Annotated in this window: 10 protein-coding genes; 7 read left to right on the top strand and 3 right to left on the bottom strand. The window is 68.1% G+C overall.

Annotated features, from left to right (window positions below; all coding sequences use genetic code 11):
- Positions 1–65 precede the first annotated feature (65 nt).
- Complete coding sequence (gene ligA / locus LPN03_RS06965) at positions 66–2360, top strand: NAD-dependent DNA ligase LigA (protein WP_410468570.1); 2295 nt, start codon at positions 66–68, stop codon at positions 2358–2360.
- Positions 2361–2373: 13 nt separating this feature from the next.
- Here the strand turns inward: ligA and LPN03_RS06960 are convergent, their stop codons facing one another.
- Positions 2374–5595, bottom strand: coding sequence for a glycosyl hydrolase family 95 catalytic domain-containing protein (locus LPN03_RS06960; protein ID WP_262453683.1), 3222 nt, complete (start codon positions 5593–5595; stop codon positions 2374–2376).
- A 390-nt stretch (positions 5596–5985) separates the two neighbouring features.
- On the opposite strand from LPN03_RS06960, the gene LPN03_RS06955 reads away from it, so the two are divergent.
- The 3 genes from LPN03_RS06955 to LPN03_RS06945 all read left to right on the top strand — a co-directional run bounded on the left by LPN03_RS06955 (position 5986) and on the right by LPN03_RS06945 (position 8436).
- A complete protein-coding gene (locus LPN03_RS06955) occupies positions 5986–6828 on the top strand; it encodes an inositol monophosphatase family protein (protein WP_262453682.1) in 843 nt (280 codons plus the stop codon).
- 20 nt (positions 6829–6848) lie between these two features.
- Positions 6849–7271 (top strand): VOC family protein, encoded by a 423-nt coding sequence (locus LPN03_RS06950; RefSeq protein ID WP_262453681.1) that lies wholly within the window; start codon positions 6849–6851, stop codon positions 7269–7271.
- Between the two features lie 193 nt (positions 7272–7464).
- Positions 7465–8436: a DMT family transporter gene (locus tag LPN03_RS06945; RefSeq protein WP_262453680.1), complete on the top strand. Its 972-nt coding sequence runs from the start codon at positions 7465–7467 to the stop codon at positions 8434–8436.
- On the opposite strand, the gene LPN03_RS06940 is transcribed toward LPN03_RS06945, so the two are convergent.
- Positions 8406–9968, bottom strand: coding sequence for a carboxylesterase/lipase family protein (locus LPN03_RS06940; RefSeq protein WP_262453679.1), 1563 nt, complete (start codon positions 9966–9968; stop codon positions 8406–8408). The genes LPN03_RS06945 and LPN03_RS06940 overlap by 31 nt on opposite strands.
- Positions 9969–10031: 63 nt before the next feature.
- Here LPN03_RS06940 and LPN03_RS06935 point away from each other — a divergent pair, with 63 nt between their 5' ends.
- From LPN03_RS06935 to LPN03_RS06930, 3 genes are all read left to right on the top strand, one after another.
- Positions 10032–11414: a CoA transferase gene (locus tag LPN03_RS06935; protein ID WP_262453678.1), complete on the top strand. Its 1383-nt coding sequence runs from the start codon at positions 10032–10034 to the stop codon at positions 11412–11414.
- Positions 11415–11722: 308 nt separating this feature from the next.
- Entirely contained in the window at positions 11723–11947 is a 225-nt protein-coding gene (locus LPN03_RS20930) for a helix-turn-helix domain-containing protein (protein WP_165180230.1), read from the top strand.
- Positions 11944–13179 carry a type II toxin-antitoxin system HipA family toxin gene (locus LPN03_RS06930; RefSeq protein WP_262453677.1) on the top strand — a complete coding sequence of 412 codons (1236 nt, stop codon included), beginning with the start codon at positions 11944–11946 and terminating at the stop codon, positions 13177–13179. The genes LPN03_RS20930 and LPN03_RS06930 overlap by 4 nt, the downstream gene beginning before the upstream one ends.
- A 104-nt stretch (positions 13180–13283) precedes the next feature.
- On the opposite strand, the gene LPN03_RS06925 is transcribed toward LPN03_RS06930, so the two are convergent.
- Positions 13284–13562 carry a putative quinol monooxygenase gene (locus LPN03_RS06925; RefSeq protein ID WP_262453676.1) on the bottom strand — a complete coding sequence of 93 codons (279 nt, stop codon included), beginning with the start codon at positions 13560–13562 and terminating at the stop codon, positions 13284–13286.
- Positions 13563–13726 lie beyond the last annotated feature (164 nt).

The raw sequence follows: 13726 nt of genomic DNA, 5'->3' as shown, positions 1-13726 counted from the left end.
TACGGAGACCGAACACGTCGAAAACAAGGGGGGCGTTCGGGGTGCTTTTACGGCAAGATGGAACAGTGACTAGCCAGCCTGTGAATCCCGCCGAAGAAGTGCCCGCAGTGGAAGGGGCCACTGCCCCTGGACCCGGTGGCGCCGCCGTCGAGCCCCCCAGCACCCCATCCACCCAAGTCCGGGAGCGGTACGCGGAGCTGGTGGAACTAATCACCAAGTACCGGGCCGCCTACTACAACGACGACGCACCCCTGGTCTCGGATGCCGAATTCGATGTCCTCTACAGCGAACTGGAGCAGCTCGAGGCACTCCATCCTGAACTGGTCACCAACGACTCCCCGACGCAGGTGGTAGGCGGCGATGTCTCGGTGGCATTCGCCGCCGTGGACCATCTGGCCCGCATGTACTCGCTGGAGGACGTCTTCTCCCTCGAGGAGCTGGAAGCCTGGCTGCTCAAAGCCGCGGCATCCGTGGAAAAGCAGCACGGAACCCCACCGAAGTGGCTGACGGAGCTGAAGATTGACGGGCTGGCCGTGAACCTGCTCTACCGCGACGGCGTGCTGGTGCGGGCGGCCACGCGCGGGGACGGCACCACGGGCGAGGACATCACGCACAACGTGGCCACCATCAAGGACATCCCGCAGAGGCTGCACGGCAGCGGATTCCCCTCCGAGGTGGAGATACGCGGCGAGGTGTTCATCGCCTCCAAGGACTTCACCGCCCTCAACGAGCAAATGGTGGCCGCCGGCAAGGCGCCCTATGCGAACCCGCGCAACACCGCGGCAGGATCGCTGCGGCAGAAGGACCCCGCTGAGACCGCCAAGCGCCCGCTGCGAATGTATGTGCACGGCATCGGCGCCCGCGAAGGCCTGGAAACGGCGACCCAGTCGGAAACCTACGCCCAGCTCAAGGACTGGGGCATGCCCACCAGCCCGTACTTCAAGGTGCTGGACACCCTGGCCGAGGTGCTGGAGTTCATTGCCCATTACGGCGAACACCGGCACGACCTCATTCACGAAATTGACGGCATTGTGGTCAAGGTGGACGACCTCGCCACCCAGCGGGCCCTCGGCAACACCTCCCGCGTGCCCCGCTGGTCGGTGGCCTACAAGTACCCGCCGGAGGAGGTCCACACCAAGCTGCTGGACATCCGGGTCAACGTGGGGCGCACAGGCCGCGTCACCCCGTACGCCGTCATGACCCCGGTGAAGGTGGCCGGCTCCACCGTGGAAATGGCCACCCTCCACAACCAGGACGTGGTCAAGGCCAAGGGCGTGCTCATTGGCGACACCGTGGTGCTGCGCAAGGCCGGGGACGTCATCCCGGAAATCGTGGGCCCCGTGGTGGCGCTGCGGACCGGCGAAGAACGCGAATTCGTGATGCCCACCCACTGCCCGTCCTGCGGCACCGAACTTGCCCCGGCCAAAGAGGGCGACATTGACATCCGCTGCCCCAACGTGCGGTCCTGCCCGGCCCAGCTGACCGAGCGTGTGGCGCACCTGGCCGGCCGCGGCGGCTTCGACATCGAGGCCCTGGGCTACGAGGCGGCCGCCGCCCTGACCAACGGGCCCGGCCCCGACCCGGCGGAGAACGGCGGCGCCATTGCGCCCGCCGGCCCGGGGCCCCTGGTGAGTGAGGCTGAAGTCTTCAACATCGCCCAACTGGACCTCTCCGGCGTGGTGGTGTGGCGGGAAATCCGGTCCAAGGGCGAAGGGACCGGCCGCTTCCAGCAGGTGCCGTATTTCTACACGAAGGCGACGGCGAAGAAGCCGTCCGTGCCCACCAAGACCACGGAAAAGCTGTTTGAGGAACTGGAGAAGGCCAAGTCGCAGCCGCTGTGGCGCGTCCTGGTGGCGCTGTCCATCCGGCATGTTGGGCCCACCGCGTCCCGCGCACTGGCCACGGCGTTTGGCTCGATGGACGGCATCCGGGCCGCGTCGGAGGAGGCACTGGCAAACGTGGACGGCGTCGGGCCCATCATTGCCGAGGCGCTCATCGAGTGGTTCGGCGTGGACTGGCACCGGGACATTGTGGATGCCTGGGCCGCGGCCGGGGTGCGGATGCAGGACGAGGTGGACGAATCCACCCCGCGCACGCTTGAGGGCCTGACCATTGTGGTGACCGGGACGCTGCCCAACTTCAGCCGCGACGAGGCCAAGGAGGCCATCATCACCCGCGGCGGCAAGGCTTCCGGCTCCGTCTCGAAGAACACCTCCTATGTGGTGGCGGGGGAGAACGCCGGCACCAAGCTGGACAAGGCCGAATCGCTGGGCCTGAAAGTGCTGGACGAGGACGGCTTTGTGCAACTGCTGGCTGAAGGGCCGGCCGGCGAACCCGCTGAGGGGCCCGCCGGCCCGTGACCGGCCTGCCCCGTTAGCTGGGCGAGAAGGGCTTGAGCTGGTGCCCGGGCTGGGTGGGCTTGACCTTGTAGTCCTGCCCGTTCATCCGGACCGTGATGTTGCCCTGGTTCGGGGACCTGTCGCCCACCACCGTCACCGAGGTGACCTTGCCGCCGGCCCACGTGCAGCTGACCTCGTAGCCGCCCCGCGCGCGCAGGCCCGTGAAGGAGCCGTCCTTCCACGCTGCCGGAAGTGCCGGCAGCAGGTGGATGGTGCCGGTGTGGCTTTGGACCAGCATCTCCGCCACGGCGCCCGTGATGCCGAAGTTCCCGTCCATCTGGAACGGCGGGTGGTTGCAGAACAGGTTGGGCAGGGTGTTGAAGCGCAGCAGCCCGCGCAGCATGAGGCGGGCGTGCTCGGCCTCGCCCAGCCGGGCAAACAGTGCAGCCCGCCACGGCCACGTCCAGGAGCGGCGGCTGTCGCCGGAAACGGTGGCCTCGGTGAACGGCACGCCGTCCTGCTCGCCGCAGCGGGCCTTCAGTGAGACCAGGGCGGCGGCGGCGAATTCGGGGGAACCCGCCGGGGTGATCTGCCGGCCCGGGTACACCGCGAAGAGGTGCGAGGTGTGCCGGTGGATGTCCTTCGGATCATCCATGTCCTCCTGCCATTCCTGCAGCTGGCCCCACCTGCCGATCTTGTTGGGGGCCAGCCGGGACTGGAGGGAGGCCACCCTGGCCCGGTAGCCGGCGTCGTCCTTGGCGGCATCCTCACAGTCGAGGTAGTTCTGGAACAGGTCCCAGATGATCTGCTGGTCGTACATGACCCCGTTTTCGCGCGGGCCGTGCTCGGGTGACCAGCCGTTGGGGGATTCCAGCAGCCCGTTGGAGTCGGGCACCAGGCGGTCCTCCCAGAACTGGCAGATTTCCTTGAGCATGGGCAGCGCGGTGGACCGGAGGTAGTCCCCGTCCTGGGTGAAGGCCCAGTGCTCGTAGACGTGCTGTCCGTACCAGGCGCTGGCCACGGTGTTCCACTCCCAGGAGTTGCCGCCAAAAATGCTCTGGCTGGTCCGGGCCGTCCAGCCGCGGGTGTCCCTGCCGAAGGCGTTCCGCGTTGCAAGCCGCGAAGGCACGGCCACCTGGCCGATGAAGTCGATGAGGGGCTGGTGCGACTCGGAAAGGTTGGTGGTTTCCGCGCCCCAGTAATTCATCTGGATGTTGATGTTGGTGTGGTAGTCCGATGCCCAGGCGGGGGAGTTGCTGTCATTCCACAGCCCCTGCAGGTTTGCCGGAAGCCCGCCGGGGCGCGAGGAGCCGATGAGCAGGTAGCGGCCGTAGGTGAACATGGTTTGTTCCAGCGAAGGGTCCTCGCCCCCGCCGCCGTAGGCCAACAGGCGCAGGTCAGTGGGGGCCTTGGCGGCGGCGTCCGGCGTCGTCCCCCAGTTGACGGAGACGCGGGACATGAGTGCGGCCACGTCCGCCTGGTGCTCGGAACGTAGGTCCGCGTAGGGGCGGGCGGCGGCCGCAGCGAGAGCCTTGGTGATGCCGGGCCCGGGGTCGGCACCTCGCCAGCCCGCGGCGGCGTCGAGCTTGTAATTGGTGCGGGCGTCCAGCAGCAGTGTCATGGTGTGAGCGCCGGCGATGTGCAGGGACGCGCCGTCGGCCGTCAGGGTGCCGTCCGTGTCCACGAGCTGCAGGGTGGCCGCGTGCTTGAGCTGGTTGGCCATGGTGCCGGAATAGGCCAGCGTGGCTGCAGCGGCGCTGGCCGTGGTGGCCACGCCATCCTGGCCAGAGGTCAGGGAAATGGTGCCCGAGAGGCCGCCGGGCCGCTCGGTTTCGTAGCGGAACACGATGATGTCAGCGGCGCGGCTGGCGAACGCCTCGCGCAGCACGCGGTTCCCGGCGGTGCCGAACTGGGTGACATGGACGCCGATGGTCGGGTCCAGGGCGCGCCTGTACTCGGCAACGGCGGAAGCGGTGCCGGAATCGAAGCCGGGGCCGGCCAGCCCCACGCCCGACAGGCGCAGATTGGCGGCACCGGCACCCCCGCGGAGGGTGAGCCGGTAGGAGCTGTACGCCTTGGTCCCCGCGAGGGTGAATGCCAGGGTTTGGCCGCGCGAGGCGAAGGGCGCCCCGGGCTGCCGGCTGTCCAGGACGGTCCAGGACAGGCGGTCCGTGGAGCCTTCCAGGGTCCAGGCCGTGGGGTCTTCGGCAGGGGTGTCCGCGGCTGAGGTCAGGGAGTAGGAAGTCACCACGCGGCCCGTGCCAAGGTCTGCCTGCCAGACGACGCCGGCAGCCGGCTGGGGTGCCACCCACGCCGACGCGGTGCTTCCGTCAAGCGTGCGCACGATGTCGGCGCCGCTGCCGTCGCCGTCGGACTGTCCGGAGGGGGAGGAGAGGTAGAGCGCGGACTGGCCGCCGAAGCTGACGCCGCCCAGGGCGATCTCCGCGACCTGGAAGTGGCTGACGCCGGTCTTCGGGGTGAAGTCGAACTTGTACCAGCTGTACGCAGCCGTGTTGGCGGCGGTGAAGTCCTTCGCCTGGAAGCGGCTCTCGAACGGCGCGGGCAGGGTGCGGCTGTCCAGGGCGGTCCACTGCGTGCCGTCGTTGGAGGCGGAGAGGGTCCACTGCTGGGGATCGCGCGCGGGGACGTCGTTGGCGCTGGTGAGGGTGTACTTGGAAACCGCGACGGCGGAGGGCAGCCTGACCTGCCAGGTCACCGTGGCCGGCGGGCCGTCGATGCACCACTTGGTGGCCGGGTTCCCGTCAATCGTCGCAGTGAATGTTTCGGAGGACGAGTTGTTGTAGGGGCCTCCGGGCGCCGTGACCACGGGCTGTTCGGCGAAGGTGACCACCACGTCGCCGAAGGTGCGGTAGGAGCCGAAACCTGTCACGGAGGTGTCGTAGGCTTCGTCGTCGAGCCCGGCCAGGGCGTTGTCGTAGTTGTTCACCCCGCCCCACAGGCTCTGCTCGTTGAACTGGATCCTGTCCCTGGACGGGTCGCCGAAAAACATGGCGCCGAGCCGGCCGTTGCCGATGGGCAGGGCCCCGGACTGCCAGTCGGTGGCGGGGAGCTGGTACCACAGTGCGTGTTTGGACAGGGCCGGATGGGGTGCCAGCACGGCGGCCGGGACTTCTGTCGGGACTGCTGTCGGCGTGGCCGAGGCGGACCGGGCCAGGAACTGGGTGAGGAGGGGTGTTAGTGCCAGGGCGCCGCCCAGCTTGAGGATCTGGCGACGGTCGGGTTGGGGGAAAGCCATGAACAACTCCTGAGCTACATTGATCGGATGTTTGACGGCGCAAACCCGCAAGAGACTTGAGTTGCGCAACTCGAAAACATTTTGGCATGCATAACATCCGATGTCTACGAAGTTCCCTACATTCCTCTGCCGGGCCCACTTTGTGTCGCCGTGCGTCCAAAACAGCGCGGCGCATCCTATTTTGTGCGGACGGTGCCGGTGCCGGCGCCGAGCGGTTCGGGTTGAGGGGAGCCGTGCCGTGGAGCCCGGCCTTACATCCGACAAATTTTTTGCCGGTGACATTCCGGCCGTGCAGCCCGGCACGCCGTAGAGTGGAGGCGGAAACGTGCCGCGTGGAGAAACCCCAAGATTCGTGGAACGCTTCACGCCTGGACCCAGCGAAGGACAGCCATGACACCCCATTCCGTATCCGTTGATGAACTGTTGGAAGTGGCGCTGCGTGCGGCTGCGGCCGGGGCTGCCGTGTTGGCAGCGCGCGACCCGGAGGGATTTGGGGCCACGGAAAAGTCCTCCGACGCCGATTGGGTCACCGCCTTCGACCTCGCCGCCGAGAGGGCCGTGCGCTCCGTCATCACCGACGCCCGCCCCCACGACGTCATCACGGGGGAGGAGCTGGCACCGGCCCTGCCCGCGGAACCGTCAGGCTACCGGTGGAGCATCGATCCGCTGGACGGGACCATGAACTTCATCCGCAACATCGCCTACCACTGCACCTCGGTGGCCGTGATGGGGCCCGACGGCGGCTGGCTGGCCGGCGTGGTCAACGCACCCGCCCTGCGGCGGACGTATTTTGCCTCCAGCGGCGGCGGCGCGTGGCTGGATGAAACCCGGGCCGACGGCGCCCAGGATGTGCGCCGGCTGCGGGGGCCGCTGGAAGCCCGGGGCGGCACGCTGCTGTCAACGGCACTGACCTACGATCCCGTGGTGCGGCGCCGCCTGGTGTCCGAGCTGAACGGGCGCATGGACAACTTCGGCGATTTCCGCCGGCTGGGCTCCGCGGCCCTGGAGCTGTGCGCCGTGGCCGAGGGCGGGGTCGATGCGTACCTGGAATACGGGCTTTTTGAACATGATTTCGCGGCGGCCGCGCTGATTGCCGAGGAGGCGGGGGCCTGGGTGCACCGGCCGGAACTCAGCCCGGCCATCAACGGGCTTCCCTCGCGCGACGAGGCGCTGTCCGTGTGGACGGGCGCCTGCGTTCCGGGGCTGGAAGGCAACTTCGCGCCGTCGGACTGACCGGCACCATGGATGAAAGGATGACGGACATGGAAACGGACGGTGTGGTGCTGTCGCGGGTGGTGGCGGATGCGGCCCGCTCGCTGGCCTTTTACCGGGACGGGCTGGGCATGGCGGACGCCCGGCTGATGCTGGGCCTGGTGTGCCTTGGACTGCCCGGGCTGACGTTGTTCCTGGCCCAGCCGGAGGATTTTGCCCGGAACACGGGGCTGGTGCCTGGTTCGGCTGCCGGCCGCAGCGACGGCGTGCTCAGCTGCGCCATCGGGTCCACGGGCGAGGTGGACCGGCTGCTGGATACGGCCCGTTCCGCCGGGGGCACGGTGGTGGAGCCGCAACTCGTTGACCACGCCAGCGGACGCAGGCAGTACATCGGAACGGTGACCGACCCTGACGGGTACGTGTGGCAGCTGGTGTGCAATGTCCCGGCTGGTGGGAAACAATGACAGACCGAAGCGGCACGAACATCACCAGGCCTTGAAGACGCGGAACCCAGAAGGCCCCCGGTACACCCGGCCCTGACAGCCACAACGGCAATCTCACACTTTGTCCTCGGCAAACGTCTGCACAGTGGTGCCCCGATTCCGGAGGTGCGCTGAATCCAAGGGCGGCCAATGGCTGTTGTAACGAAAGATGCGAATGTCGAACAAGAGTTCCGCCAACAAGTGGCCGCTGGCCCAATTTGTCACACTGGCCGTGGTCTGGGGTGCCAGCTTCCTGTTCATCGCGATTGGCCTTGAGGGGCTGTCGCCGGCGCAGGTGGTGCTGGGCCGGCTGGGCTCGGGGGCCGTGGCACTGGCTGCCATTTCCCTGGTGAGGCGGCAACAGCTGCCCGCCAGGCCCGTGGTGTGGGCCCACCTCGCCGTCGTCGCCCTGCTGCTGTGCGTGGCGCCCTTTCTCCTGTACGCCTGGGCCGAGCAGACCATCGGTTCGGGACTGGCCAGCATCTACAACGCCACCACACCCCTCATGACCACGCTGGTGGCACTCGTGGCGCTGCCGCAGGAGCGGCCCAGCAAGGTGAGGTTGCTGGGACTGCTGGCCGGGTTCCTCGGAGTCCTCATTGTCCTGGGCCCCTGGCGCGGGGCGGGCGGCGGCTCGTTAGCCGCACAGGCAGCCTGCCTGGCGGCCACGGCCTGCTACGGGCTGGGCTTCGTCTACCTCCGCCGCTTCGTCTCGCCGCGTGGCCTGCCCTCGCTGTCCCTCGCCACGGTTCAGGTGGGGCTGGGTGCCGTCATGATGCTGATCCTGACTCCGTGGATTGCCATGGCGCCCGTCCACCTGACGCCGCGCGTGGTGGCCAGCATTCTCATCCTGGGCATGGCCGGCACCGGCTTGGCATACGTCTGGAACACCAACCTGGTGGCCGCGTGGGGCGCCGCAAATGCCTCCACCGTGACCTACCTGACGCCCATTGTCGGCGTCAGCCTGGGCGTGGCCATCCTGGCCGAGCCCGTGAGCTGGAACCAGCCCGTGGGCGCCGTCGTCGTGGTGGCAGGCATCGCCATCAGCCAGGGCCGGCTGGCAGCGATCACCCGGTGGCGGCGAACGCCGGCGCCCGCCCAGCGGCAGCCCCTGGATCAGTCCAGCAGCGGCCGCACGGAAGCGTAGCCGTCTTCCACCACTGACGACGGCGTGTCGAAGACCTTTGTGCCGCGGGCCTCGGAGTAGCGCGGCCAGCCCGTGGCCCCAAGGCCCGAAATGGAGCCCGGATCCCCTCCCGAGACGAAGGCGACGGCGGCCGCGTGGACGTCATCCGCCAGCGCCTGCGGGGGATTGCCTCCGGCCAGTGCGTCAACGCGCCCCGCGCCCAGGCAGTCAAAGAAGAACGGCACGTCCAGGCAGTGCACGGCGCGGCCAAATACGGGCGAGCGCCAGGAAAAGCGGTACAGCCACGTGCCCACGGATCCGGCCCCCGCCCGCGCCTCGGCAACCTTCAAGGCGGTGCTCCGGAAGACGGCGTCGCTGATGTACCGGCCCAGCACGGCCGCGGAGCCGAGCCGCGCCAGGTCCCGGTTGGCGGAGAGGTAGGCGCTGCGCCGCCCCCGCTCCAGCCCTGCCTGGCCCAGCAGCAGGCGCGAGGGAACTAGGCGAAGCTTGGTCCGCACGGCGTCCAGGGCCATGGCGAATTCGTCGTCGGCCGTGCCCAGGACCAGCGGCTTGTCCGCCCCGACACCGGCCAGGAGGGAGCTGGGCGTGGACGCGGTGATGAGTTCGCCGTCGACCATGGGACCCAGCGACAGCCCGCCGGAAACCACGCGCCGGAGCATGCCGAACACGCCGTCACGGCCGCCCGGCGATTCCTGCGCCTTGGGCTGCAGTTCCAGCAGCCGTTCCTCCGGCACCGAGGCAAACCCCGCCAGGGAAGGCTCGACGCCGGCCAGCCCGGCCAGGCGTTCGGCCAGCCCCTGCGCCCTCCCGGCCGGGACGTCGCCCAAGGCCCCGGAGATGCACCAGGCCTGTGCGAACAACGGCTGGGCCCGGGGCATGCCCAACAATGTCAGCACCGCGCCGCCGCCCGCAGACTGCCCGGCAATCGTCACCCTCGAAGGGTCCCCGCCGAACGCGGCGATGTTCTCCTGCACCCATTCCAGCGCAAGCAGCCAGTCCAGCACGGCACGGTTGTCGGGGGCGCCGTCGATCCTGCCGAAGCCGTCAAAGCCCAGCCGGTAGGAGAGGTTTACGGTGACCACGCCGTCGCGGTTGAACGCGGCGCCGTCGTACCAGGGGCTGGCGGGGGAGCCGGCCGTGTAGCCGCCGCCGTGGATGTAGACCATGACGGGCAGGGCGGCGGCCGTGGACGGGGTCGGCGTAAAGACGTCCACGTTCAAGGTGGACCCGCCCGGCACTGAGGGCTCCGGGATGAGGCTGGGTTCCGGCGGGCCGGGGCGCTGGGGGGTGGGGCCGTGCTCCTCGGCGCTGCGCACGCCGTCCCAGGGTGCGTGCGGGAAAGGTGCGGCAAAGCGGAGATCGCCGACGGGCGCCTCCGCAAAGGGGATGCCCAGAAAGGCGGCCGAGTGCGTGAATTTTGCCTGTTCAGCCGTTGCGCCCGGGCATGGGCGCCAGCTGCCGCGGACCTTTCCTGCGGTGGTGGAGGCCTCGGGAGCCGTGGTGAAATCGGTCGGGGCAGTCACGTCAGCCATGCTTCCATGCTACGGATTGCGGGGGCCGTTCCCGGGACCCGCGCCACGGCGTAGCCTGTTGCCATGAACCTCACGGTCGGCAACGGAAACTTCGCCACGGACAGCAGGGTGCAGCTGACGGGGACCGGCTCGCTGCCGTCCGCCTTTGACGTCACGGGGCTGGCGGTTGCCTCCATGGCTGCCGCCGGAACCGCCGTGGCACAGCTGTGCGGCCGGCTGGGCAGCCTCACGCCTGTCGTGGCTGTGGACCGGGCCGTGGCCTCCGCCTGGTTTGGGCTGTCCTTCCGGCCCGACGGCTGGGAACTGCCGCCTGTCTGGGACTCCATCGCCGGCGACTACCCCACCGCCGACGGCTGGATCCGCCTCCACACCAACGCCCCGCACCACCGGGCCGCGGCGCTCGCCGTCCTGGGACTGCCCGCCGGTGCCGGGCGGGAACACGTGGCCCGGGCTGTGGCGTCGCGGTCCGGCGTGGAGCTGGAGGATGCCATTGCGGCCGCCAACGGGTGCGCCGCCGTCATGCATTCCCGGCAGCAGTGGCTGGCCCATCCCCAGGGGGCGGCGATCGCCGCGGAGCCGCTGGTGCACTGGGGACCGGAACGCCGTGTGCCGCCGTTTGGCAGGCACGACGCCGGCGCCCGCAGGGTTGGCCCGCGGCCTGCAGTGACTCCCGCCCGGCCCCTGGCGGGAGTCCGCGTGTTGGACCTGACCCGCGTCATTGCGGGCCCGGTGGCCACCCGCTTCCTGGCGCTGTACGGGGCCGACGTCCTGCGGATCGACCCGCCGGACTGGATCGAGCCCGGCCTGGAGCCGGAAATGACCCTGGGGAAGCATTGCGCCCGCCTGGATGTGAAGTCGCCGTCGGGCCTGGCCCGTCTGGAGGAGCTGCTGGCGGGCGCCGACATTTTCATCCACGGCTACCGCCCCGACGCACTGGACCGGCTGGGGCTTTCCGACGCAGTGCTGGCCGGACGCCACCCGGCACTGGTCAACGTTGCCCTCGACGCGTACGGCTGGACGGGCCCGTGGGCGCAGCGCCGCGGCTTCGACTCGCTGGTGCAGATGAGCTGCGGGATCGCCCATGCCGGCATGGAACAATTTGGCCGGGACCGGCCGTTCCCGCTTCCCGTCCAGGCGCTGGACCACGCCACCGGCTACTTGACGGCCGCCGCGGCCATCGATGCGTGGCGGGAGGTCCTGGACGGCAGGGTGCGCAACGCCCGGCTGTCCCTGGCCCGGACGGCCGTGGAGTTGATGCGGACCGGGCCATCCCTGGACGATTCGGACCTGCCGGCAGCTGAAAGCTTTGCATGGGAGGCTGAAAGCACCGGCTGGGGACCGGGTCAACGCCTGCCGCAGGCCGTGGTGGTGGATGGCGTGCCCGCCCGGACATCCGTGGAGGCGCGCGGCTACGGTTCGGCGGCGGCCACCTGGGCAGGCGGCTGACTGCATCTGGGCTGCCAACGGGCGGTGGCTCGGCGGCCCACGCGACTTCATGCTCAACCTCGGTAAATGATCTGCCTCGCGCCAGGTTGTGCGCTTGTGTTGGTTGAGGTGTTCTGGGGCGTAGCAATGATCGCTTTCGAAACACTGACCCCCGTCCTGCTCCCCGTCCAGCTCTCGCGTGAATTGATGCGGAAAACCATATCAACGGCTATGATTCGAATATTCATATCACGGCATCGCCCGTGTCGCTGGGGAGGCTCAACGTGTCGAAACAAATAGCGAAGATCCATTCACCGGCTGATCTGGGGATGGCTTTGCAGCAGGCGAGGCTGGCGGCCGGGATGTCCCAGAGGGAGCTTTCCGCTCGAACCGGCGTCACCCAGAGCGCCATCAGCAATCTGGAGTCCGAGAGCTACACCCTCTACGCGGAAAGGCTTTTCAAGCTCTTGGGCGAATGCGGTGTGACCATCACTGCTGAGTGGGACGACAGTGCTGACCCGCTTCGCAGCGCTGAGAGTGGGGGACCGCGATGAGGCTTCACGTTGAGCTGTGTGGGCAGTTCATTGGAGAACTGAACGGCGACGAGCGTACATTCGACTTCACGCCTGCGCGTTCCGCCATCGATCATTTCGGGGTGGGTAGCCGGGCTTTATCCGTCGCTGTGCCATTGGTCGCCCGGCCAAACAAGGCGCACGCGGCGCGGCGGCGAAACTTCTTCGAGGAACTCCTCTCGGAAGGTGACCAGCTTGAGTTCATGCTGGCGATGGCCGGGTTGCGCAGGCGCGACACCCTGGCGTTCCTGGGCCGGTTCGGGCGCGATATCGCCGGCGCGCTTCAGATCTGGGACGCTGACGATCCTACGGAGCCGCAGACCCCAGAAGCTCGACCGGTGTCGGAGGAGGACGTGCACGTTCTGCTTACTGAGCGCGCCGCGAACCCGCTCGCGAACTCCGGCGTCCAGGGCAAGACGTCGCTCGCCGGCGTGCAGCCGAAGATCGTTCTTACCCAACTGGACGGCAGGTGGCACCAAGTCTTCGGCGGCTTCCCTTCAACGCACATCGTGAAGCCGGTGGTTTCAAGCCGGCCCACGGAAATATTCGACGAAGAGTACGGGGCGCGGTTCACCCGTGCGCTTGGCGTTGCCAGCTTTGACACGCATCTTGCAAACTTTGGCGGAACCGACGCGCTCGTAATCCAACGGTTCGACCGCGATCTCGCAGTCCCTGGTGGGAGAGTTCACCAAGAAGACTTCAACCAGGTCCTCGGGGCGGGCGGGAACCAGAAGTACCAGATGTACGGCGGCATCGTGAATCTTAAGCGCATCGCTGACGTGCTGCGAACCCATGGTGAGGCGGGCGATATGCGCCAGCTTGCCGTCATCACAACCCTCGGCGTTGCCATTTCAAACCTCGACATGCACGCGAAGAACCTGGGTCTCCTACATCATGCCGATGGGCACATTGCGTTGGCGCCGGCGTACGACTTTGTACCTCACGGTCTTCGCGAGGGGCTGGACGGGAAGCTGGCCCTCGCTGTGAACAAGAAGTACCTGCACGCGACCGTCACCAGGGATGATCTCGTCAGCGAGCTCAGCTGGTGGGGCCTCCGCGGCGCTAAAAGCATCGTGGACGACACGCTCGAACAGGTGCAAGCCGTCTCTGCCAGGGAGGAGCCTGTTGCCCAGGCTGCGGCAGGGTTGGCCGAGAACACGAATGCCACCGTGCAGAATCTACTCGACGGACGCGCAGCGGGAGCAGGGTCGTGACGACCATCGACGACAAATGGATGCGCTAGCTCCAGCAGGACGTCGCGGACTTTCCGGCTGGACTCGAGGTTTTGGTCCGACTGTCGTGAAACGGGACAGCGGGGTTACAGGCCCGACACCAAATAGCTTCGCTTGATGCCTGCCGTCGCCCGGCCCCATTCGCTTGCCTTGACCCGCGCCTGGTGAAACTCAAAGGACAGCACGTCCTGAAAGCACTCTGAGACGTCCCAAACCAGCGGATCCTCCGTCTGGTTCACCTCGAAGGAGATGCACCCGGGTTCTGCACGGGTGGCTTCAATGTGCCGGGGCAGCTGCTCTGCAACGATGGCAAGTTCGCCCTCGTCTTGGCAGATGAGCTGGCCCGTCAGGGTGATGATGTTCATGACGGGGATTGTCCCACATTGACCATGGCTACAGGCGGCCCTCGCTGCCGCACGGCTCGCACAGTACGGACGGCAACGCCTGGCAAGCCGGCCGGGACCGCAAATTTCCGGCGCGGCACCCGGGTGCGGGAAAATGGGGAAGGCGAGTCCCGCCGTCGTACTTC

Source organism: Arthrobacter sp. A2-55 (genome assembly GCF_025548615.1).
GTDB lineage: Bacteria > Actinomycetota > Actinomycetes > Actinomycetales > Micrococcaceae > Specibacter > Specibacter silviterrae.
The sequence above is the reverse complement of the archived record's forward strand: the minus strand, read 5'-3'. Positions and strand labels throughout refer to the sequence as shown.